At 65.7% G+C, this 21,686-nt stretch carries 20 protein-coding genes and 3 pseudogenes; 5 read left to right on the top strand and 18 right to left on the bottom strand.

Annotation, left to right across the window (positions count from 1 at the left end):
• Positions 1–118: 118 nt before the first annotated feature.
• The 14 genes and pseudogenes from gcvA to lipA form a co-directional block, all read right to left on the bottom strand.
• Positions 119–1,072, bottom strand: coding sequence for a transcriptional regulator GcvA (gene gcvA, locus FGL25_RS07695; protein WP_076222458.1), 954 nt, complete (start codon positions 1,070–1,072; stop codon positions 119–121).
• Positions 1,069–2,073, bottom strand: coding sequence for a cysteine synthase A (locus FGL25_RS07700; RefSeq protein ID WP_138141370.1), 1,005 nt, complete (start codon positions 2,071–2,073; stop codon positions 1,069–1,071). The genes gcvA and FGL25_RS07700 overlap by 4 nt, the downstream gene beginning before the upstream one ends.
• 65 nt (positions 2,074–2,138) lie before the next feature.
• Positions 2,139–3,546: pseudogene (gene lpdA, locus FGL25_RS07705) on the bottom strand (dihydrolipoyl dehydrogenase).
• A gap of 2 nt (positions 3,547–3,548) precedes the next feature.
• Positions 3,549–4,028, bottom strand: a complete 480-nt coding sequence (locus tag FGL25_RS07710; RefSeq protein ID WP_138141371.1) for a glutathione peroxidase — start codon at positions 4,026–4,028, stop codon at positions 3,549–3,551.
• Between the two features lie 15 nt (positions 4,029–4,043).
• Positions 4,044–5,304: pseudogene (locus FGL25_RS18115) on the bottom strand (pyruvate dehydrogenase complex dihydrolipoamide acetyltransferase).
• A gap of 87 nt (positions 5,305–5,391) precedes the next feature.
• Positions 5,392–5,910: pseudogene (locus tag FGL25_RS17450) on the bottom strand (transketolase C-terminal domain-containing protein); the annotation flags it as partial.
• The gene (locus tag FGL25_RS17455; RefSeq protein ID WP_252970083.1) at positions 5,834–6,655 is read right to left on the bottom strand and encodes a biotin/lipoyl-containing protein; all 822 of its coding nucleotides are present in this window, start codon (positions 6,653–6,655) and stop codon (positions 5,834–5,836) included. The gene FGL25_RS17455 and the pseudogene FGL25_RS17450, both read right to left, overlap by 77 nt.
• A gap of 3 nt (positions 6,656–6,658) precedes the next feature.
• Positions 6,659–7,687, bottom strand: coding sequence for a pyruvate dehydrogenase (acetyl-transferring) E1 component subunit alpha (pdhA, locus tag FGL25_RS07725; RefSeq protein WP_003164877.1), 1,029 nt, complete (start codon positions 7,685–7,687; stop codon positions 6,659–6,661).
• A gap of 113 nt (positions 7,688–7,800) precedes the next feature.
• The gene (locus tag FGL25_RS07730) at positions 7,801–8,121 is read right to left on the bottom strand and encodes an FtsB family cell division protein (RefSeq protein ID WP_076222450.1); all 321 of its coding nucleotides are present in this window, start codon (positions 8,119–8,121) and stop codon (positions 7,801–7,803) included.
• A gap of 153 nt (positions 8,122–8,274) precedes the next feature.
• Entirely contained in the window at positions 8,275–9,552 is a 1,278-nt protein-coding gene (gene eno / locus FGL25_RS07735) for a phosphopyruvate hydratase (protein WP_003164875.1), read from the bottom strand.
• 167 nt (positions 9,553–9,719) lie between these two features.
• Positions 9,720–9,902 (bottom strand): 50S ribosomal protein L32, encoded by a 183-nt coding sequence (rpmF, locus tag FGL25_RS07740; protein ID WP_040345353.1) that lies wholly within the window; start codon positions 9,900–9,902, stop codon positions 9,720–9,722.
• Between the two features lie 148 nt (positions 9,903–10,050).
• Entirely contained in the window at positions 10,051–11,172 is a 1,122-nt protein-coding gene (locus FGL25_RS07745; protein ID WP_138141372.1) for an NAD(P)/FAD-dependent oxidoreductase, read from the bottom strand.
• 4 nt (positions 11,173–11,176) lie between these two features.
• The gene (locus FGL25_RS07750) at positions 11,177–11,629 is read right to left on the bottom strand and encodes a type II toxin-antitoxin system RatA family toxin (RefSeq protein WP_138141373.1); all 453 of its coding nucleotides are present in this window, start codon (positions 11,627–11,629) and stop codon (positions 11,177–11,179) included.
• 4 nt (positions 11,630–11,633) lie between these two features.
• Entirely contained in the window at positions 11,634–12,608 is a 975-nt protein-coding gene (gene lipA / locus FGL25_RS07755; RefSeq protein WP_003164870.1) for a lipoyl synthase, read from the bottom strand.
• 217 nt (positions 12,609–12,825) lie between these two features.
• Between lipA and FGL25_RS07760 the strand changes: the two genes are divergently transcribed.
• On the top strand, positions 12,826–14,382 hold the full coding sequence (locus FGL25_RS07760; RefSeq protein WP_376745230.1) for an AMP-binding protein: 1,557 nt from the start codon (positions 12,826–12,828) through the stop codon (positions 14,380–14,382).
• A gap of 82 nt (positions 14,383–14,464) precedes the next feature.
• Complete coding sequence (locus tag FGL25_RS07765; RefSeq protein WP_138141374.1) at positions 14,465–14,875, top strand: DoxX family protein; 411 nt, start codon at positions 14,465–14,467, stop codon at positions 14,873–14,875.
• 21 nt (positions 14,876–14,896) lie between these two features.
• Here FGL25_RS07765 and ygiD read toward each other — a convergent pair whose 3' ends face one another.
• The 3 genes from ygiD to FGL25_RS07780 all read right to left on the bottom strand — a co-directional run bounded on the left by ygiD (position 14,897) and on the right by FGL25_RS07780 (position 17,170).
• The gene (gene ygiD, locus FGL25_RS07770) at positions 14,897–15,652 is read right to left on the bottom strand and encodes a 4,5-DOPA-extradiol-dioxygenase (RefSeq protein WP_138141375.1); all 756 of its coding nucleotides are present in this window, start codon (positions 15,650–15,652) and stop codon (positions 14,897–14,899) included.
• Between the two features lie 121 nt (positions 15,653–15,773).
• Entirely contained in the window at positions 15,774–16,238 is a 465-nt protein-coding gene (locus tag FGL25_RS07775) for a hypothetical protein (protein WP_138141376.1), read from the bottom strand.
• Positions 16,235–17,170, bottom strand: coding sequence for a M15 family metallopeptidase (locus FGL25_RS07780; RefSeq protein ID WP_252970085.1), 936 nt, complete (start codon positions 17,168–17,170; stop codon positions 16,235–16,237). Before FGL25_RS07780 ends, FGL25_RS07775 begins: the two co-directional genes overlap by 4 nt.
• A 45-nt stretch (positions 17,171–17,215) precedes the next feature.
• Between FGL25_RS07780 and FGL25_RS07785 the strand changes: the two genes are divergently transcribed.
• From FGL25_RS07785 to FGL25_RS07795, 3 genes are read left to right on the top strand one after another with little or no spacing between them, the layout of a single operon-like run.
• Positions 17,216–18,601 (top strand): MFS transporter, encoded by a 1,386-nt coding sequence (locus FGL25_RS07785; RefSeq protein WP_138141377.1) that lies wholly within the window; start codon positions 17,216–17,218, stop codon positions 18,599–18,601.
• A complete protein-coding gene (gene mazG / locus FGL25_RS07790) occupies positions 18,602–19,390 on the top strand; it encodes a nucleoside triphosphate pyrophosphohydrolase (RefSeq protein WP_138141378.1) in 789 nt (262 codons plus the stop codon). It begins immediately after the preceding gene.
• Positions 19,387–20,061, top strand: a complete 675-nt coding sequence (locus FGL25_RS07795) for an HAD family hydrolase (RefSeq protein ID WP_128720054.1) — start codon at positions 19,387–19,389, stop codon at positions 20,059–20,061. Before mazG ends, FGL25_RS07795 begins: the two co-directional genes overlap by 4 nt.
• On the opposite strand, the gene FGL25_RS07800 is transcribed toward FGL25_RS07795, so the two are convergent.
• A complete protein-coding gene (locus tag FGL25_RS07800; RefSeq protein ID WP_003164862.1) occupies positions 20,058–21,686 on the bottom strand; it encodes a Na+/H+ antiporter in 1,629 nt (542 codons plus the stop codon). The genes FGL25_RS07795 and FGL25_RS07800 overlap by 4 nt on opposite strands.

A 21,686-nucleotide genomic window follows, 5' to 3' on the forward strand; every position in this document is an offset into this window, starting at 1 on the left:
GGAAGATGTTTTTCATAGCGCACCAAGCCGTACAACGCCGTGAACGCTCAGGCTATGGATCAAAAGCCCAATAGCACTTTTCGCATAATATATCTTAGGCGATAAATCGAACATCGCCTCACAGATCATCGACGCTCGCGTCTGCGGCGGCTTTCGCCTCTTCCTTGAGCCAGGCGGCGAAGGCTCTGGCGGGCGTTGACGCGCCGCTGCGCTTGATCAGAACGTAATAAGCCAGCGCCGTGCTCAGCGCGCCGTCGGCGAAAGGCGCCACCAGGCGACCGGACGCCAGATCCCCGGCCACAAAAGCAAACGGCGCCAAGGCCACGCCCTGTCCGTGTGCGGCGGCCTCAATGGCCAAGGCGGTCTGATCAAAGCGCGGCCCTGACTGGGCGTCGATGCTCGTCAGTCCACGGGCCTTGAACCAGGCCGCCCAGTCAGGACGCGGTTCCTCCAGCTCGCTGGGACGCAGGTGGATCAAGGCATGATGCGCCAAGTCCGCCGGACGGCGTAAGGCGTTCCCGCCCATGGTTAACGACGGAGCGCAAACCGGGGTTACGTCGGCGTCAAGCAGCTTTTCGGATCGCACCCCGGAATAGTCGCCCCGACCATAACGAACGGCCACATCGACCCGGCCGCCGCTGACGTCGGCCAGGCGCATGTCGGCGGACATCCACACCTCGATCTCAGGGTGCGCGGCTGTGAAACGGGCGATGCGCGGCGCCAGCCATTTTGAGGCGAAGGACGGCGGCACGCTGACCGCCAGAGCGTGACGGCGATCGGGGCGATACAGCAGATCCCCTGCCCGTTTCAGATAGTCGAAACCGTCACGCAGCAAGGGATAGAGTTCAGCGCCCAGCTCGGTCAGGGCGATCTGACGGCCTTCGCGGTGGAACAGCGGCGCGCCGGCGTGTTCCTCTAGGATTCGGATCTGCTGGCTGATGGCGCCTGGCGTGACCGACAGTTCTTCGGCGGCGCGTGTGATGTTCAGGCGACGTGCGGCGGCCTCGAACGCCTTCAGGGCGTTGAGCGGCGGAATCCGACTTTCGACGGCGATCTCTTTGCGGCGGGTCATCGACCGATCCAGTCAGGCGTCGGCAAGCCGCGCGCGTTCAGGAAGGCTTGGTCGTAGATCTTGCTGGCGTAGCGTTGGCCCGCATCGCACAGCACGGTCACGATGGTATGGCCGGGCCCAAGATCACGCGCCATGCGGATGGCGCCGGCGATGTTGACCCCGCTGGACGGACCGAGGGACAGCCCCTCCTCTCGCACCAGGTCGAACAGGATGGGCAGGAATTCCGCGTCCTCGATCCGATAGGCGTGATCGACCGACAGGCCGTTCAGGTTGCCGGTGATGCGATTGACGCCGATGCCCTCGGCAACCGAACTGCCCTCGCCTTTCAGCGCGCCCTCGGTGAACCAGCTGTAGAGCGAGGCGCCCGGCACATCGGCGAGACCGATCTTCAGCGCCGGGTTCTGTTCGCGCAGATAGGTCGTGGTTCCGGTCAATGTCCCGCCCGAACCCACGGCGCAGATGAAGCCGTCGACGCGGCCGTCGGTCTGCTTCCAGATTTCGGGCCCGGTGGCTTCATAGTGGGTCTGACGGTTGGCCAGATTGTCGAACTGATCGGCGTAGAAGGCGCCGTTCGTCTCGCTGTCGTTCAGTTCCTCGGCCAGACGACGCGAGAAATGGACGAAATGGTTCGGGCTGGCGAAGGGCGCAGGATCCACCTCGATCAGACGGGCGCCGTGCAGGCGAACGGCGCGCTTCTTCTCTTCCGTCTGGGTGCGCGGCATGACGATGACGACCGGATGGCCCAACGCCGCCCCGACTAGCGCGAGGCCGATGCCGGTGTTGCCCGCCGTGCCCTCGACGATCGTTCCGCCGGGCTTCAACGCGCCCGAGGCGCGCGCCGCGCGGATGATGCTGAGCGCGGCGCGATCCTTGATCGAGCCGCCGACGTTCAGAAACTCGGCCTTGCCCAGGATTTCGCAGCCGGTCGCCTCAGAGGCGCGCTTGAGGCGCACCAGGGGCGTGTTGCCGATCAGGCCGAGGACGTCAGGCGCGACAATCATAGGAAATCCGAACCGTGGGGAGGAGCGATCCTCTTAGCCACAGTTCAGATTTTCTAACAACCGCCCTAGATGTGGATCACGCGGCCATAGGCGTCGAGCGCGGCCTCGTGCATGGCCTCGGACATGGTCGGGTGCGGATAGACGATGCCGTGGATGTCTTCCTCGGTCGCTTCCATGGTGATTGCGGTGACGTAGCCCTGGATCATCTCGGTGACGTCGGCGCCGATCATGTGGGCGCCGATCAGGGCGCCGGTCTTAGCGTCGAAGATGACCTTGACGAAGCCGTCGGTCTCGCCCGCCGCGATGGCCTTGCCGTTCACCTTGAAGGGGAAACGGCCGATCTTGACCTCGCGGCCCTCGGCCTTGGCGCCCTGCTCCGTCACCCCGACCGAGGCGACCTGCGGCTGGGCGTAGGTGCAGCCGGCGATTGGCGAATGGACGTTCGGCGTCTTGTAACCGGCGATGTGCTCGGCGGCGTGGATGCCTTCGTGCGAGGCCTTGTGCGCCAGCCAGGGCGCGCCCGCGCAGTCGCCGATGGCGTACAGGCCCTTCACATTGGTCTGGCAATGGCTGTCGGTCTTGATGTGGCCGCGGTCCAGTTTGACGCCCAGCGCCTCCAGACCGATGCCGTCGGTGTTGGCGGTGATGCCGACGGCCGAGATGCAGACCTCAGCCTCCAGGCTTTCGGCCTTGCCGTTGACTTCAAGATCGACCTTCACGCCCTTGGAATCCTTGGAGACCTTCGTCACCTTGGCGCCGAGCTTGAACTTGATGCCGCGCTTTTCGAAGCCCTTCTGGGCGGCCTTGGAGACCTCTTCGTCCTCGACCGGCATGATGCGGTCGACGGCTTCAACGACTGTCACCTCGGCGCCGAGGGCGCGGTAGAAGCTGGCGAACTCGATGCCGATGGCGCCCGAGCCGATGACCACGAAGGTCTTGGGGCAGTTTCTTCGGCGCCAAGGCGTCGCGATAGGCCCAGATCTTGTCGCCGTCAGCCTCAAGCCCGATCTGCGGCAGGGCGCGGGCGCGGGCGCCGACGGCCAGCATGACAGACTTGGCTTCGATCGTGCGCGAGCCGCCGGCCTTCAGAGCCACGACGACATTCGGGGCGGCGGCGCCTTTCTCGAGCTTGGCCGAACCTTCGATGACCTCGATCTTGTTCTTCTTCATCAGGAAGCCGACGCCCTGATTCAACTGCTTGGCCACGCCGCGCGAGCGCTGGATGATGGCGTCGAAGTCGAACGACGCGCCCGAGGCGGACAGGCCGTAGTCCTTCAGGTGCGACAGGCTCTCGAACTTCTCGCCCGACTTCAGCAGGGCCTTGGTCGGGATGCAGCCCCAGTTCAAGCAGATGCCGCCCAGGTTCTCGCGCTCGACGATGGCGACCTTCTGGCCCAGTTGGCTGGCGCGGATGGCCGCGACGTAACCGCCGGGGCCCGAGCCGATGACGACGAGATCGAATTCTTGGGCCATGATCAGATCAACTTTTCGATGTCGGCCTTGATGGCCTCGGGTTCAGTCTGGGGCGAATAGCGCGCGATGACGCGGCCTTCGCGGTCGGTCAGGAACTTGGTGAAGTTCCACTTGATGGCCTGGGAGCCCAGGAAGCCGCGCTTCTGTTTGGTCAACCAGGCATAGAGCGGGTGCCGGTTCGGCCCGTTGACCTCGATCTTGTCGAACAAGGGAAAGGTCACGTCGAAGCTGCTGGCGCAGAAGGCGGCGATTTCCGACGCCCTCCCCGGCTCCTGCTGGCCGAACTGGTTACAGGGGAAGCCCAGAACCTCGAAGGGCGCATCGGCGAAGTCGCGGTGCAGCTTCTCCAGCCCGTCATACTGACCAGTGAAGCCGCACTTGGACGCCGTATTGACGATCAGCAACGCCTGACCGCGAAAGCGGTCCAGCGACACGTCCGCGCCGTCGATGGCCCGGGCGGAGAAGTCATAGACCGAGGTCATGACCCCCCTCCTCCCTTACGCCAGCATCGCCACGGGATCTTCGATCAGCGGCTTGAACGCCTGCAGGAAGCGGGCGCCCGTCGCGCCGTCGACCACGCGGTGATCGCAGGTCAGGGTCACGGTCATGACGGTGGCCGGCACGATCTGGCCGTCCTTGACGGACCGGGCGTTGTTCGCCGGCGCCCACGCTCATGATGCAGCCCTGCGGCTCATTGATGATCGAGGTGAACTGCTTGATGCCGAACATGCCCAGGTTGGACACGGAGAAGGTGCCCGCCCTGGAACTCTTCCGGCTTCAACTTGCGCTCGCGCGCACGTTTGGCCAGATCCTTGGACTCGGTCGCGATCTGGGCCAGGCCCTTGGTCTCGGCCTTGCGGATGATCGGGGTGATCAGGCCGCCGTCGATCGCCACCGCCATGGAGACGTCGGCGTTGTGGTGCATGGCGATGCCTTCGGGGGTGTAGGAGGCGTTCGCCTCCGGCACCATCTTCAGCGCCAGGGCGGCGGCCTTGATGACGAAGTCGTTCACCGAGACCTTGACGCCCTGGCGGCTCCAGCATCTTGTTCACCTTGGCGCGAACGGCCATCAGCTGGTCGATCTCGCAGTCGATGAACAGCGGGAAGTGCGGCACGTTCTGCACGCTGTCAACCATGCGGCGGGCGACGGCCTTCTTCATGCCGTCCAGTGGAATCAGGTCGTAGCTGCCGTCCGGAATGCCCATCTGCGCCAGCGACAGGGCCTTGCGCGGCTCTGCGGCGGATGCAGCCGTCCGTCGCGGCGGCGGCCGGTTGAGCGCCGCCCTTGCCTGCGGCCTCCACGTCGCGCTTGACGATGCGGCCGTGCGGGCCGGTGCCCTTGACGGTCTTCAGATCCAGACCGGCCTGGGCGGCCAGACGGCGCGCCAGCGGCGAGGCGAAGATTCGGCCGCCGTCGTCCGACTTCGGCGCGGCCGGAGCGGGCGCGGCTTCAGCCTTTGGAGCCTCAGCCTTGGGCGCTTCGACCGGAGCTTCGGTCTTCTTGGGCGCAGGCGCCACGGCGTCGCCGGACAGGCGGGCGATCGGCGTGTTGACCTTCACGCCCTCGGCGCCTTCCGGCACCAGAATCTCCAGCACTTCGCCCTCATCGACGGCTTCGACTTCCATCGTCGCCTTGTCGGTCTCGATCTCGGCGATGACGTCGCCCGCCGCGACGGTGTCGCCGACCTTGACGTGCCATTTGGCCAGGACGCCCTCTTCCATCGTCGGAGACAGGGCGGGCATCAGGATATCGGTCATGCCCATCACCTTCTTCACGGCGGCGACGATCTTGTCGACGCCCGGCAGGGATAGGGCTTCCAGATTGGCGGCGTAGGGCAACGGCACGTCTTCCTGGTGCACGCGCAGCGGCGGAGCGTCCAGATAGTCGAAGGCGTGTTCGATCACGCGCCGCCACCACTTCGGCGCCGACGCCCCATCGGACCCCAGCCCTCTTCGGCCGAGACCAGACGGTTGGTCTTCTTGACGCTTTCGACAATGGTTTTCGTGATCCAGCGGACGCAGGGTGCGCAGGTCGACGACCTCGACCGAGACCCCTTCTTCGGCCAGCTTTTCAGCGGCCTGAAGGGCGAAGCCGACCATACGGCTGTGCGCCGTGATGGTGACGTCCGTGCCTTCGCGACGAACCTTGGCCTTGCCGATCGGCACCACATAGTCCTCGACGTCCGGCACGTCGAACTCGAGGCCGTACATCATCTCATGCTCGAGGAAGACGATCGGGTTCGGATCGCGGATGGCGGCCTTCAGCAGGCCCTTCGCATCGGCGGCGTCATAGGGGGCGATGACCTTCAGGCCCGGAACCTGAGCGTACCAGGCCGAATAGTCCTGGCTGTGCTGGGCCGCCACGCGGGCGGGCGGCGCCGTTCGGGCCGCGGAACACGATCGGGCAACGAATCTGGCCGCCCGACATGTACAGGGTCTTGGCCGCCGAGTTGATCACGTGGTCGATGGCCTGCATGCCGAAGTTCCACGTCATGAACTCGACGATGGGTTTCAGGCCCGCCATGGCGGCGCCGACGCCCAGGCCGGCGAAGCCGTGCTCGGTGATCGGGGTGTCGACCACGCGACGGTCGCCGAATTCCTGCAGCAGGTCGCGGCTGACCTTATAGGCGCCCTGATACTGGGCGACTTCCTCGCCCATCAGGAAGACAGCCTCGTCGCGGCGCATTTCCTCGGCCATGGCGTCGCGCAGGGCGTCGCGGATGGTGGTCTTGACCAGCTTGGCGTCGGCCGGAATCTCAGGATCACGAAGTTCGACCTTGGGCTTCACCGGAGCATCCGCAGGCGCGCCTTCGGTCTTCGCTTCGGCTTTCGGGGCCTCTTCAACCTTGGCGGCCGGCGCTACAGCGCCGTCTTCGCCCGCCAGACGGGCGATCGGCGTGTTGACCTTCACGTTCTCGGCGCCTTCCGGCACCAGGATTTCCAGCACTTCGCCTTCATCGACGGCTTCGACTTCCATCGTCGCCTTGTCGGTCTCGATCTCGGCGATCACCTGGCCGGCCGACACGACGTCGCCCGTCTTGATGTGCCACTTGGTCAGCGTGCCCTCTTCCATCGTGGGGGACAGCGCCGGCATCAGAATGTCCGTCACGTATCAGGCCTCCACGTAGACGTCGGTGTAGAGCTCGGACGCATCCGGCTCAGGGCTCTCTTGAGCGAACTGAACAGCTTCAGCCACGATGGCCTTCACTTCGTTGTCGATCGCCTTCAACTCGTCCTCGGTCGCCTTGGCGGCGGCGAGCAGCATCTTCAGGTGGTCGATCGGGTCGCGGGTCTTCTTGACCTCGTCCACCTCTTCCTTTGTCCGGTATTTGGCCGGGTCGGACATGGAGTGGCCGCGATAACGGTAGGTCTTCACTTCCAGAATATAGGGGCCTTCACCGGCGCGGGCGCGGGCCACGGCGCGGGCGGCGGCGTCACGCACGGCCAGGACGTCCATGCCGTCGACCTGTTCGCCCGGGATGCCGAAGCTGGCGCCGCGCTGATACAGTTCGGTCGTGGACGACGAGCGTTCGATGCTCGTGCCCATGGCGTACTGGTTGTTCTCGATGATGTAGATGGCCGGCAGCTTCCACAGCTGGGCCATGTTGAAGCTCTCGTAGACCTGCCCCTGGTTCGAGGCGCCGTCGCCGAAATAGACGAAGCTGACCGAGTCATCGCCACGGTACTTGCCCGCGAAGGCCAGGCCCGTGCCCAGCGCCACCTGGGCGCCGACGATGCCGTGACCGCCGTAGAAGCCGGTTGGCACGTCGAACATGTGCATCGACCCGCCCTTGCCCTTGGACGATCCGCCGATGCGGCCCGTCAGCTCGGCCATGACTTCCTTCGGGTCCATGCCCGCGACCAGCATATGGCCGTGATCGCGATAGCCCGTGATGATCTTGTCGTAGCCCTGCTTGACGCTCTCCTGAACGCCGACGGCCACGGCTTCCTGACCGATGTACAGGTGGCAGAAGCCCCCGATCAGGCCCATGCCGTACAGCTGGCCCGCACGCTCTTCAAAGCGGCGGATGAGGACCATCTCGCGATAGAAACGCAGCAGGTCTTCCTTGGAAGCCTGAGGCGTGTTCGGAATCTTGTCGCCCGCGCTGGGCGAGTTTTTCTGAGCGGCGGCTTTCGCCATCCGGCATCTCCCGGCTTACACCCCTGTATCAGGGACTCTTATCGTTACGGAAAGGGGCTTTAGCAGCCTTCGTTCCCGAAACGCAAAGCAGCCGACCGGGCTGTAACAATAGTTCAGGAGGCGCGCGTCGCGTCAGGGTTGTGGCCGGCCGGGCCGTTCAGGCGGACCACATAGTCACGCGGGTCGGCGAAGCCGATCACCGCCCTCGCCCGTTCTTCCAGCAGATCCTTCGACAGGCTCTCGGTGCGCAGATAGCGAACGCGGACTTCCAGATCCTGACGCTGCTCGGCCAGGCGCATCAGCTGGGTCTGGCGCTGCGCCAGCAAAGCGTCGCGTTCACCGCCGCTTAGCAGGCCGCGTTCACCCGTCAGGGCCTGTACGCCCAGATAGGCGATCAGCAGCAACAGCAGGACGGTCGGCAAATAGGGCTTCATCTGCTCGGGCACGGCGGACGCTCCTTCTGAGCGCGCATAAACACGGTGACCTATCAGTGACCGAAAATGCCTAACGAACCGTAGCTTGGCCGTAATTGCGAACGCCGCCCCCGAGGTTCGGAGGCGGCGTCCAGCACATCTTCGTGATGCGGCTTATTTCAGCAGCATGCCGTCGCCGAAATAGGCGGCCTGATCGCCCAGCATCTCTTCGATGCGCAGCAGCTGGTTGTACTTGGCCGTGCGGTCCGAACGAGCCAGCGAGCCGGTCTTGATTTGACCGCAGTTGGTCGCCACGGCCAGGTCGGCGATGGTCGAATCTTCGGTCTCGCCCGAACGGTGCGACATCACGGCGGTGTAGCCCGCGCGGTGCGCCATATCGACGGCGTCCAGGGTCTCGGACAGGGTGCCGATCTGGTTGACCTTGATCAGAATGGAGTTGGCCAGACCTTCGCCGATGCCTGCGGCCAGACGGCGCGGGTTGGTCACGAACAGGTCGTCGCCGACCAGTTGCACGCGATCGCCCAGACGGTCCGTCAGCAGCTTCCAGCCGTCGAAGTCGTCCTCTGCGCAGCCGTCCTCGATCGAGACGATCGGGAAGCGTTCGACCAGATCGGCCAGGTAGTTGACCATGCCCTCGGCGTCGAAGGACTTGCCCTCGCCGGTCAGCTCATATTTGCCGTTCTTGAAGAATTCGGTCGAGGCGACGTCCAGCGCCAGGTGGAAGTCCTCGCCCGCCAGATAGCCGGCCGCCTGGCCCGCCTTGGTGATGAAGGTCAGGGCTTCGTCAGCCGAGGCCAGATTCGGGGCGAAGCCGCCCTCGTCGCCGACGTTGGTGTTGTGACCGGCGTCCTTCAACGCCTTCTTCAGGGCGTGGAAGATCTCGGCGCCCATGCGCAGGGCTTCCGAGAAGTTCTCGGCGCCCGTCGGCATGATCATGAATTCCTGGATGTCGATCGGGTTGTCGGCGTGGGCGCCGCCGTTGATGATGTTCATCATCGGCGTGGGCAGAATGCGGGCCGAGACGCCGCCAATGTAGCGGTGTAGCGGCAGACCGGCCGAGATGGCGCTGGCCTTGGCCACGGCCAGCGAGACGCCCAGCATGGCGTTGGCGCCCAGGCGCGACTTGTTCTCGGTGCCGTCCAGTTCGATCAGGGCCTCGTCGATGCGGCGCTGATCCTCGGCGTCCATGCCGGACAGGGCGTCGAAGATTTCGCCGTTGACGGCGTCGACTGCCTTCTCGACGCCCTTGCCGCCCCACATGTCCTTGTCGCCGTCACGCAGTTCGACGGCTTCGTGCGCGCCGGTCGAGGCGCCCGACGGCACCGCCGCGCGGCCGAAGCTGCCGTCTTCCAGGATCACGTCCACTTCGACCGTCGGATTGCCCCGGCTGTCGAGAATCTGGCGGGCGACGATGTCGACGATATCGGTCATGAAACTCTGCGCTCTGACTGAGTTGGAAAAGGTGGGGTCGGTTTAGACCAGACCCACTAGAATCGCCACAGGCGAAGCTGGGGCGGCATATGCGAAAACGGCGCGCGAGAAACTCGCGCGCCGCTGAATTTTTGCGCCCGACCGAAGCCGGATCGCCAGAGGAAGACTTAGTCTTCCTGCTGGGTCAGAACCTGACGGCCTTTGTACATGCCGGTCTTCAGGTCGATATGGTGCGGACGACGCAGTTCGCCGGTGTCCTTGTCTTCGACATAGGTGTTGGCGCCCAGGGCGTCATGAGCACGACGCATGTTGCGACGCGAGGGGGATACTTTGCGCTTCGGAACGGCCATGTCCGTCTCAATCTCTAAGTCGGTGCGCCGGTGAAGACGCGAAAACAACAGCGGCGGCCCCCCGATAAGAGCCGCCACGCGAGGGCGGGCTTATGCATGAAGACGCAACCGATTTCAAGGGTCTCAACGCAGACTGACGGAACAGGCGTCAAACCCCGACCGTCAGGCTTTGCGCCACGGCCTCGCCGATAGCCAGCGAACTCGTTAGGCCGGGACTTTCGATGCCGAACAGCGCCATCAGTCCCTCCATTCCGTGATTCGCCACGCCATGAAGCTGGAAGTCCGGCTGCGGCTCGCCCGGCCCGTGCAGCTTGGGCCGGATGCCCGCGTAGTCAGGGCTCAGCCGCTCGACCGCCACGCCAGGCCAGAAACGGCGGATATAGCGGGCGAACTCTTCCACCTTGGCTGGATCGACAGAATAGTCCTCGGTCTCGACATAGGCCAGATCGGGGCCGAACACGCCCTGCCCGCCCAGATCCTTGCGGTAATGGGTGCCCAGCGCGCCGGGAATCGGCGGCGGATAGATCAGACGGTTGAACGGCGCCGCGCCCGTCAGGCGGAAGTAGATTCCCTTGCCCAGATGGCGCGCTGGAATATCCGTCGTCGGATAGCCCTCGATTCGCGCGGCGACCTCCTGAGCCGACAGGCCAGGCGCCGTGACCAGAAGGCGGCTGGTCACGGTCATTGCACCCTCCCCGCCCACGCGGATGGAGAATCCTCCGCCCGGCAGGCTTTCGGCCCCTTCGAACGGCGCCGAGATGACGACCGCGCCGCCCGCATCCTCGATCTCGCCCTGCAGGGCCAGCATATAGCCGTGACTGTCGAACACCCCGCTCTCGGGCGACAGAATGGCGGCGTGAGCGTTCAACTCCGGCTCCAGCGTCCGCGCCTGGGCGCCGGTCAGGTGCTCGAGGCGCTCGACGCCGTTGGTCGTCGCCTGCTGGAAGATGGCCTCGATGCGTTCGACCTCGGCTTCCTCGGTCGCCACGACCAGCTTGCCGCATTTCCAATGATCGACCTTGCGGCTTTCCAGGAAGTCATAGAGGGCGCGCCTTCCCCCGACGCAGAGCTTCGCCTTCAGGGAGCCGGTCGGATAGTAGAGCCCGCCGTGGATCACCTCGGAATTGCGCGAGGAGACCCCCTGGCCGATGTGCGGCTCCTTCTCCAGCACCAGCACCGTCAGGCCGCGTCGCGACAGCGCCCGGCCGCAAGCCAGCCCCACAGCCCCCGCGCCCACGACCGTCGCATCGAAGTCGAAAGGCGCGCCCATGGTCCTACCTCTTACCGTAGAGAGCCTTGGCTCGGCTCTCGAAACACTGGATCAGCTTGTCGACCGCCCGGTCGAAGTTCGCCTGAAGCATCATGTCCAGCATGCGCGACTTGAAGGCGAAGTCGATGGAGAATTCCAGGCGCGTTCCCTGCGGGTGCGGATGGAACTCCCAGCGGTTCTTCAGATGCTTGAACGGACCGCGGATCAGGCCGACCTCGACCTTGGGCGCATGAACGTCGTGACGCACCCATGTCGAGAACTTCTCGGTCAGGAAGGCGAAGCCGACCCCCGCCTCGGCGTCCAGCAAGTGAACGCCCGGGGCCTCGTCCCGCACGTTCCAGACGCGCATGGACGTGATCCACGGCACGAAGTCGGGATAGGCGCGCACGTCCGCCACCAGCGCAGCGAGTTGTTTCGGCGCATAGGGCAGGATGCGCGTTACGCGATGGACGGCCAAAGGATCAGCGGCCGTTCCGGGACGACAACTGGGCCTCGCGCGCCGCCCGCAGCCGGGCGAAGTCGTCGCCCGCGTGGTGCGACGAGCGCGTCAACGGCGAGGACGACACCATCAGGAAGCCCTTGGCCCGCGCGATCGCCTCATAGGCCTTGAACTCTTCGGGCGTGACGAAGCGGTCGATGGCCGCGTGCTTGCGCGTCGGCTGCAGGTACTGGCCGATGGTGATGAAGTCGACGCCGGCGGAGCGCATGTCGTCCATCACCTGCATGACCTCTTCCTTGGTCTCGCCCAGGCCGACCATGATGCCGGACTTGGTGAACTGGTTGGGGTCGCGCTCCTTGACCATCTGCAGCAGGCGCAGGGAGTGGAAATAGCGGGCGCCGGGGCGGATCTTCAGATAGAGGCGCGGAACCGTCTCGAGGTTGTGATTGAAGACGTCGGGCGTCGCGTCGATCATCACCTCGGCCGCGCCGTCCTTGCGCAGGAAGTCGGGCGTCAGGATTTCGATCGTGGTCTTGGGCGCCTGAATACGGATCTGGCGCACCACTTCGGCGAAGTGGGCGGCGCCGCCGTCGGACACATCGTCGCGGTCCACCGAGGTGATGACGACGTGGTTCAGCTCCATCTGGGCCACGGCCAGACCGACCTTGGCCGGCTCTTCCGGGTCCAGCGGCTGCGGCAAGCCGGTCTTCACGTTGCAGAAGGCGCAGGCCCGCGTGCAGGTGTCGCCCATGATCATCAGGGTGGCGTGCTTCTGGCTCCAGCACTCGCCGATGTTCGGGCAGGCGGCCTCTTCACAGACGGTGTGCAGCCCCTTGGAGCGCACGATGTCCTTGGTCGCGTTGTACTGGCCCGAGCCGGGCGCCTTCACGCGCAGCCAGTCAGGCTTCTTCAGCACCGCCGATTCCGGGCGGTTCTGCTTTTCCGGGTGACGAAGCTCGGACGGCTTCTTCTGCAGGGTGTCGATCAGCGTGACCATCGCCGGCGGTCTGGCTCCTGTTTATGAAGGCGGCCCAATTCTTGAGGCTATGTCGGCCTTCCGATGTACAAAGGCAAGGCACAGACGGTTTCAGTCCGAGAACAGAACGCCATCACGCGACGTTACGCATCTTTTCAAGGCGACCTTACGTCACTAGGTTCCGGCCTCTTGTAACCGAGAGAGCCCCCTCAGAGCTCTCCGAAGGAGGACGTGCTTGCTGCGGGCAGCCCTGGACCAAAAGGTCTACGACGAGACTCTGTTCGACGCGCTGGTCGATGCGCGCGCCCGCTACGGCGACAAGGAGATTCTGGAGGACCAGGATCGCCACCCCCTGACCTATACCGGCCTGATCCGCGCCGCCTTCGTGCTGGGCCGCAAGATCGCCAAACTGACTCAGCCGGGCGAACGCGTCGGCGTGCTGCTGCCGTCCAGCGCGGGCGTGGTCGTGACCTTTTTCGCCCTGCACGCCTTCGGGCGCGTGCCGGTCATGCTGAACTTCACCTCGGGCGAGGCCAATCTGACGGCGGCGCTGAAAACGGCGGGCGTGAAGAAGATCCTGTCGGCCAAGCGCTTCGTCACCCAGGCCAAGCTGGACGACCTGATGGAGGCCCTGGGCGAGGTTTCCGAGATCGTCTGGCTGGACGACATCCGCAAGACCATCGGCCTGGCCGACAAGTTGTTCGGCCTCAGCGCCGGCATGGCGCCCAAGCGGTTCCGCGTGAAGACCGACCCGGATTCGGCGGGCGTGGTCCTGTTCACCTCAGGCAGCTTCGGCGCGCCCAAGGGCGTGGTGCTGAGCCAGAAGAACCTGGTCGCCAATGCCCGCCAGGTGGCCGCCCACATCGAGCTGGACCCTGACTGGGTCATGTTCAACCCGCTGCCGACCTTCCACTGTTTCGGCCTGACGGGCGGGGTCATCCTGCCGCTGCTGCAGGGGCTGAAGGCGTTTGAATATCCCTCGCCGCTGCACGCCAAGCAGATCACCGACCTGCTGCCCCAGGTGAAGGCGTCGATCCTGTTCGCGACCGACACCTTCCTGAACCAATACGCCCGCGTGGCTGAACCCGGCGACTTCGCCACCCTGCAGTTCGCCGTGGCGGGTGCGGAAAAGGTCCGCGACGAAACGCGCCAGATGTTCAACACCAAGTTCGGCGGCGTCGAACTGCTGGAAGGTTACGGCGCCACCGAGGCGGCGCCTGTGGTGGCGGTGAACCATCCTGACCGCAATCGGCCGGGCACGGTGGGCCAGATTCTGCCGGGCATGGAATACCGGATCGAACCGGTGGAGGGCATCGAGGTCGGCGGTCGCCTTTACCTGCGCGGGCCGAACGTGATGGAAGGCTACATCTCGCCGAACGACCCCGACAATCTGGAGCCGCTGGCCGACGGCTGGCACGACACCGGCGACATCGTCGACATCGACGCCGAGGGCTACATCACCATCTTGGGTCGGGTGAAACGCTTCGCCAAGATCGGCGGCGAGATGGTGTCCCTGACAGCAGTCGAGGGCATGGCCGGCGGCGTCTGGCCGACCGGCCACCACGCCGTGGTCGCCGTGCCCGACAGCAAGAAGGGCGAACGCCTGGTGTTGGTTACAGACGTCGCAGGCGCCGAAAGCGCCCGTCTGACGGAATGGGCCCGCGACAACGGCGCGCCCGAGCTGGCCGTGCCGAAGAAGATCATCAAGGTCGACACCATCCCGGTCCTGGGCACCGGCAAGACCGATTATGTGACCATCCAGAAGATGGTTGAGGATGAACTGAAGCGCGCGTGACAAGGCGCTTGCCGTTCGGCGCCAGTGTCATAACCTCGGCTGTCCGGTCCCGCTTGCGGGGCGCTACGGCCGAGGAGACTTCATGGCCCGACGTTCGACATCCCAGGCCAATTGGGAGCCGCATTTTCTCAGCATTCTGAGAATTGTCTCCGGCCTGCTGCTGCTCCAGCACGGCGCGCAGAAGATCCTGGGCTTCCCGCCAGGCGGGCGCGGCGGCGTGGTCGACCTGTCGACGCTGGCGGGCTGGTCCGGGCCGATCGAACTGGTCGGCGGCGTCCTGCTGGTGCTGGGCCTGTTCAGCCGCCCGACCGCCTTCATCCTGTCGGGCTTCACCGCCGCGGCCTATTGGATGGTCCACGCGCCGCAGAGCCCCTACCCCATCAACAACGGCGGGGAGTTGGCGGCCCTCTACTGCTTCGTCTTCCTGTATCTGGTCTTCGCCGGACCGGGGCCGTGGTCGCTGGACAACGCCCTGCGCGGCGGCCGCCGTTAAGATAGGTGGCGCGGCGTCCGGTCAGCCGATCCGGACGCCCGTCATCGAGATCGAGCCGCCCTCGATCACGTCGTTGAAGAAGCTCAAGGGTTCGCCCGGCGCCTGCTGGGCGGCCACATAGAGCAGCGGCAGATAATGCTCGTCCGTCGGCACGCTGAGCTGCGCCTGCTCGGCCAGATGCACCCAGTCGATCAGGGCGTCATGGTCGCCCGCCGTGAAGGCGCGCTTGACCGCCTCGTTGAAGTCGACGGCCCAGTCATAGGGTTCGCCGCCCGCCCGTTTCCACGTCCGCAGATTGTGCACGAAGTCGCCCGAACCGGCGACGATCACGCCCTCCTCTCGCAAGGGACGCAGGCGCTTGGCCAGTTCATAATGCGCGCGGGCGTCGATGGTGCGATCCAGCGACAACTGCACCACGGGCACGTCAGCGTCCGGCCAGACATGAGCCAGCACGGACCAGGTTCCGTGATCCAGTCCCCACTGCGTCGTCTGAACCGCGCCGCTCAGCTCCGCTACCCGGTCCGCAAGAGCGGGCGAGCCGGGCGCAGGATACTGCATGGCGTGAAGTTCAGGCGGAAAGCCCCCGAAATCATGGATGGTTTCTGGTCGTGCCTGCGCCGTCACGCCCAACCCGCGCGTCTCCCAGTGAGCCGAGACCATGACGACGCCTTTCGGCTTGCCGATCTCCTCTCCCAGCGCGCGCCAGGCGTCCGCGAAGGGACCGCCCAAGGCGTTCATGGGGGAGCCGTGACCAAAAAAGAGTGCTGGCTGGCGCATGATATTAACCGTGCAGCTTCTTGGGCGTTACGGGTCCAGGGAGAGTGAAATATGACGCTCATATAGCAACTGCATCAGTATCTGATTTAAGGTTCTCATGCAGCTCTACAAGAGCCTCGTTTCAAAAATCCGCCATGCCGATCGGACAGATGCGCTGATAGAAGGCCGGATCGGCCGGAACCCGCGCGCCCCTCGACTGCAGAAAGCGATGCTCAACCACCATGGCCTGCTGTTCGATGTTCAGGCCGATCCACTCGCAGCGTTCATCCACCGGATAGGCGTAGGCGCCCGGCCCGTCGCCCGCCTTCAGCTTTCCGGTCAGCAGGTTGACGCCGTTCTGGGCCTGCCAGACGTGAACCAGTTCGTGAATGAAGACCGCCTGGGTCCGCAGCGGCGCCTGCGACAAATCCGACGCCAGGGTCGCCTTGGGCCAGACGATCCAGTCGCGCCCGAACCAGCGTCCCGGTACGAACGCCCGGTCGAACGGCCAGGGCGAGCCCAGGAAGCGGATGTCGTCCAGCCGCAGATCGCGCCCGAACACCTCGCGCGCCAGCGCCGCTTCGCCATGCGCCAGGAGGCGGATCATCGACCGACCCACTCCCAATGCCAGGGCTCATAGACGTAGGGCACGAAGCCGAACCGCCCGGCGTTCTTGACCAGCCAGCGATAGGTCGGGGTCTGGCTCATGTGGCGACGGCTGTGAACGTCGGTGGAATCGACCCCCATGCCTTGCAGGTGGCCGACATATAGGTCGACGGCCGTGCCGGTGCGGTGCGGCGAGCAGGCGGCGCGACGCAGGCCGTCACAATTGCCGTCGCGGGCGCATCGCGCTGCATCAGCCTCAGGATCGCGGAAGGAGGAGAAGACGCGCAACAGCTCCGGTTCTGCAGCGATCTCGGGAACCTCGGCGCGCGCCGCCGCCGCCATGGCGCGATAGGCGTCCAGTACGTCGCGGCGCAGCAGCCGCGTCAGGCGTTCGGCGTGTTCTTCGCCTGTGGTCAGATACGCCAGGTCGCCGACGGGCGGCGGATCGGGGCATTCGCCCCTCACCCGCGCCATGACGAAGGGCCGTCGCTCTTGCCACAGCCCGCGCAACACCTTGAAAGTCGCTTGGTCGAACCGTCCGCTGGCGGCCAGGCCATAGCGCGCCTGAAACGTCGCCAGGGCCTCGGCGAAACCCGCTGACGTCGGATCGCAGGGCGAGCCGACCTCTTGCTGCATCAGCGGCACATAAGCTTCCCAACCCAGTTCCGAAGGCCCGAACGGCGTCCACTCCAAGGCATAGAGCGATATGGCGTTCGCCTCGGCCGTGTCGTCCCATGCGCCAGGCGTCCGGTCGCAGATTTGCGCCGTCGGAATCGGTTCGGGCGCCTCGGCGCGCGCCTGCCCGGCTAAGGCGGCGACGGTCAGGGCGGCGAAGAGAGAAGCGGGCGCTTTCCACATGACCGCAGCAGGCCCCAGGATGAGAGTCGCCGCAAGCTCCCGCGCGGTCTTCGCGCCTGCGTCGAAAACCTGCATGGTGACGGTTGCGGCCGACTCGCGCCGTGATCGGGCCGTGACCGCATGACCGCAACCGCCGCGCCTTCGTCCGCCATCGCCGCGCCCGACGCGCCGCGCCGATCCAACGCCATCCTGGCCGCCTTCTCAGGCCCGTGCCTGCCGCTGGCGGCCTTCGGCGTGGCCCTGCCGGTCACTCTGCCGGAATTCTACGCCACCCATGTCGGCATGGAGATGGGCATGGTGGCCGCTGTCTTCATGGCCGTGCGGCTGATTGACATCGTGTTCGACCCCTTCATCGGCTGGGGCATGGACAAGACGCGCACGCGTCTGGGCCGCTATCGCCCGTGGATGGCGGTGGCGACGCCGATCCTGATGCTGGCGGCGCTGATGATGTTCGTGACGGTCCAGCCGGGCGCCGGGCCGGTCTATCTGTTCGCCTGGCTGCTGGTGCTCTACCTCGGCTTTTCGATGGGAACCCTGGGCCAGTTGGGCTGGGCCGCCGTGCTGGCGCCGCAGTACGACCAGCGCAGTCGCGTCTACGGCTGGTGGCAGGTGTTCAACATCATCGGCGTGATCCTGATCCTGATCCTGCCGACCATCGTGGTGAAGACGGGCCTGGGAAACTACGTCGACGGCGTTCGCATCATGGGCTGGGCCATCATCATCGCCCTGCCGCTGACCATCGGCCTGGCCATGGTCGCCGTCCCCGAGCCAGTCAACGCGGGCGCCGCACCGCACGGCGGGCCGAGCGCCTACCTGGCCCTGTTCAAGATGAAGACGGTGCGCAAGCTGCTGATCGCCGACCTATTGCTGGGCATCGCGCCGGGCATCACCGGGTCGTTGCTGTTCTTCTTCTTCGGTCAGATCAAGGGCTACGACCACACCCAGGCGTCGCTGTTCATGCTGATCTACTTCATGGCCGGCCTGGTGGGGGCGCCCATCTGGGCCTGGCTGGCGACCAAGATCGGCAAGGACCGCGCCCTGGCCGTGGCCAGCCTGATCTTCGCCGTTTTCTACGTCGGCGCGACCCTGGTTCCCGGCGGCAACTTCGCCCTGACGGCGGTCGCCATGTTCATCGCCGGCCTGCCCTATGCGGCGGGCTTGTTCCTGTTGCGCGCCATGATGGCGGACGCCGGCGACGAGGTGCGGCTGGAGACCGGCGTGGACCGCACCGGCCTGATGTTCTCCATCCTGTCGGCCACGACCAAGATGGGTCACGTCTTCGCCCTGATCCCCTACGCCATCCTGCCGCTGGTCGGGTTCAAGGCCCTGCCGGGGCCGGAGGGGAACAGCGAGTTCTCGCTGCTGGTCCTGCAGATCCTGTTCATCGCCGTGCCGGGCCTGCTATTGGCGGCCACCGCCTGGGTGCTGAAGGGCTATCCCCTGACGCCGCAGCGGCATGACGAAATCCGCGCCGCCCTGGCGCAAAGAGACGCCGGACACGCCTGAATGACCCACCCCGTCGACCGCCTGAAGGACATCATGGTTCGCCTGCGCGATCCGAACGGCGGCTGTCCCTGGGACATGGAGCAGACCTTCCAGACGATCGCTCCCTATACGATTGAGGAAGCCTATGAGGTCGCCGACGCCATCGAGCGCGGCGACATGGACGAGCTGAGGGTCGAACTGGGCGATCTGCTGTTCCAGGTGGTCTTCCACTCGCGCATGGCTGAAGAGGCCGGGCATTTCCGGCTGGAGGACGTGGCCGAGGCCATGGCGGACAAGCTGGTTCGCCGCCACCCGCACGTCTTTGGCGACGAGGCCGCCAAGGCCAGCGGCCCGGCCCAGAAGGCGCGCTGGGAAGATATCAAGGCCGCCGAGCGCAAGGCCAAGGAACAGCATGGCGTGCTGGACGACGTGCCGGTCGGTCTGCCCGCCCTGACACGCGCGGCCAAGCTGACCAAGCGCGCAGGCCGCGTCGGCTTCGACTGGCCCTCGACCGACGAGGTCTTCGACAAGCTGGCCGAAGAGGTCGAGGAACTGCGCGTCGAGATCGCCGCCGGCGACAAGGAGAAGGCGCGCGAGGAGCTGGGCGACCTGCTGTTCGTCGTCGCCAATCTGGCCCGCAAGCTGGAGGTCGAACCGGAAGACGCCCTGCGTGCCGCCAACGCCAAATTCGTGCGCCGTTTCGAATTCATCGAGGCCGAACTGAAGAAGGACGGCCGCACGCCGGAACAGTCCGACCTGCCCGAGATGGACGCCCTGTGGGACGCCGCCAAGGCGGCCGAGCGGGCGTGAACCGGGGGCCGTTCGACCTCATCATCTTCGACTATGACGGGGTCATCGCCGACAGCGAGCTTCTGAACAATGCGGTGATGGCCGAACTGCTCAGCGAGATCGGCCTGCCGACTACGCTGGACGACGCCCTGGCGACCTATCTGGGCAAGCGATGGCTGGACTGCGAGCCCATCATCGCCGAACGGCTGGGCGCGCCCTGCCCGCTCGGCGTGCAGGATGAATGGACGCGCCGCTGCCACGATCGCGCCCAACGTGACCTGACAGCCGTCGCGGGCTTCGACGCCTTCCTGGCTGGGCGAGACGAACGGCGCTGCATCGCCTCGTCGAGTCCGCCCGACTGGATCGAGTTGGGCCTGCGCTGCTTCGGCGCCCACGACGCCTTCGCCGGACCGATCTTCAGCGCCGCGGTTCATGTGAGCCGGGGCAAGCCGCATCCCGACCTGTTCCTGTACGCCGCCGACGCCATGAAGGCGGCGCCGCAACGCACTCTGGTGATCGAGGACAGCCCGACCGGCGTCCTGGCGGGCGCCGCGGCGGGCATGACCGTGGTCGGCCTGTGCGCAGGCGGCCATATTCGCGGCGATCACCCCGAGCGCCTCAAGCTGGCCGGAGCACATCAAGTGTTCGACAGCTACGCGGACCTGGCCGCCTGGATCACAGACGCCGCCTAGACGTAGCGCAGTTCCTGCAGGTCGATCTCGCGGATCAGCTTGCGCGCTGTCTCTTCATCGATCAGCCGCTGGCGACCCAGGCGCACCAGTTCCTCACGTTCAGCGACAAGACCGATCAGGCGGAGACGGCGTTCGATCTCATCGGCGCGGCGGGCCTGGACAACGGCGTCAGCCTCCATGTTGGCCCGCATGTCGATGCGGTGGCGATAGACTTCCATCACCCGTGTCGCCGTCTCGGCGTAGAAGTCAGGGTCAAGCTTGCCCTCGGCCATGGCGTGCTGAGCGTCCTCGATAGCGCGAATGGCGGCCCAGGCGGCGGCGACGCGGGACCGGCTTTCTTCGGCTTGATGATCGTCCTCGGGCGGAAGCTGCACGCCCTTCAGCAGACGCGGCAAGGCGACTGTCGCCAGCACCAGGGAGACGATGATCACTCCCGCCGCCAGGAAGATCGCCAGATTCCGCGCCGGCATGGCCGAGCCGTCCGCCAGATAGAAGGGCAGCGTCAATATGCCCGCCAGGGTGATCGCGCCGCGCACCCCGGCCAGCGACATGACCGCCACCAGCCTCAAGCCGACCTTGGGCGGCGCGCTGCGGCCCTTGCGGCGAAACAGGGTCAGCTTCAGCGATGTCCACACCCAGACAAAACGCAATACGGCGAGAGCGGCGACGATCGCCAAGACATAGACGGCCAGCCACCAGACCTCGCTATGCTGGGTGGTCCGGATCACCTCCGCCGCGCGGGCCATGATGGACGGCATCTGCTCGCCCAGGATGACGAAGATCAGGCCGTTGGCGACGAACTGCACCGTATCCCAGACCACGGCGCGGCGGATACGCGTGGCGGCCAGCGCTGAACCCTGGCGCTCGGTGAAGCTCATGGTCACGCCGGCGGCCACCGCCGCCAGAATGCCCGAGGCGTGGACGGCTTCCGCCGCCAGATAGGCCGCGAACGGCATCAGGAGACTGATCAGGATCTGGCCGCCGACGTCCTCGCCCCAGCGGCGGCTGATGAAGGCCTTCACCAGGCCGATGGCCAAAGTGACGGCGATGCCCACCGCCACGCCCGCCAGCGCCAGCCAGGCGAAGGTTCCGAAAGCGCTGCTCAGGGAAAAGGCGCCGGTCGTCGCCGCAATAACGGCGATCCGCATGCAGGTCAGGCCCGTCGCATCATTCAGCAGCGACTCGCCTTCCAGTATGTGCATCAGCCGCTTGGGGATCGGCGCGCGCCCGGCGATGGCCTGCACCGCAATCGGGTCCGTAGGCGACAGGATCGCCGCCAAGGCGAAGGCTACGGCCAGCGGCATGGCCGGGATCATCCAGTGGATCAGGAAGCCCAGGCCGACGACGGTGAAGACCACCAGCCCCAGCGCCAGCTCCAGGATCACCACCTTGTCCCGAAACAGGGCCTCCTTGGGGATGCGCCAGCCGTCCACGAACAGCAGCGGCGGCAGGAACAACAGGAAGAAGACATCCGGCTTCAGATCAACCGACTGCCCCGTGATCAGCACCACCCCCGCCCCCAGGGCGATCTGCACCAGAGGCAGGGCTATGCGCGTGATGCGAGCCACCCATCCCGACAGCACCACGGCCAACAGCAGGAAGAGGATGGTCTCGATCAGATGCAT

Source organism: Brevundimonas vancanneytii, from assembly GCF_901421975.1.
Taxonomy (GTDB): Bacteria; Pseudomonadota; Alphaproteobacteria; order Caulobacterales; family Caulobacteraceae; genus Brevundimonas; species Brevundimonas diminuta.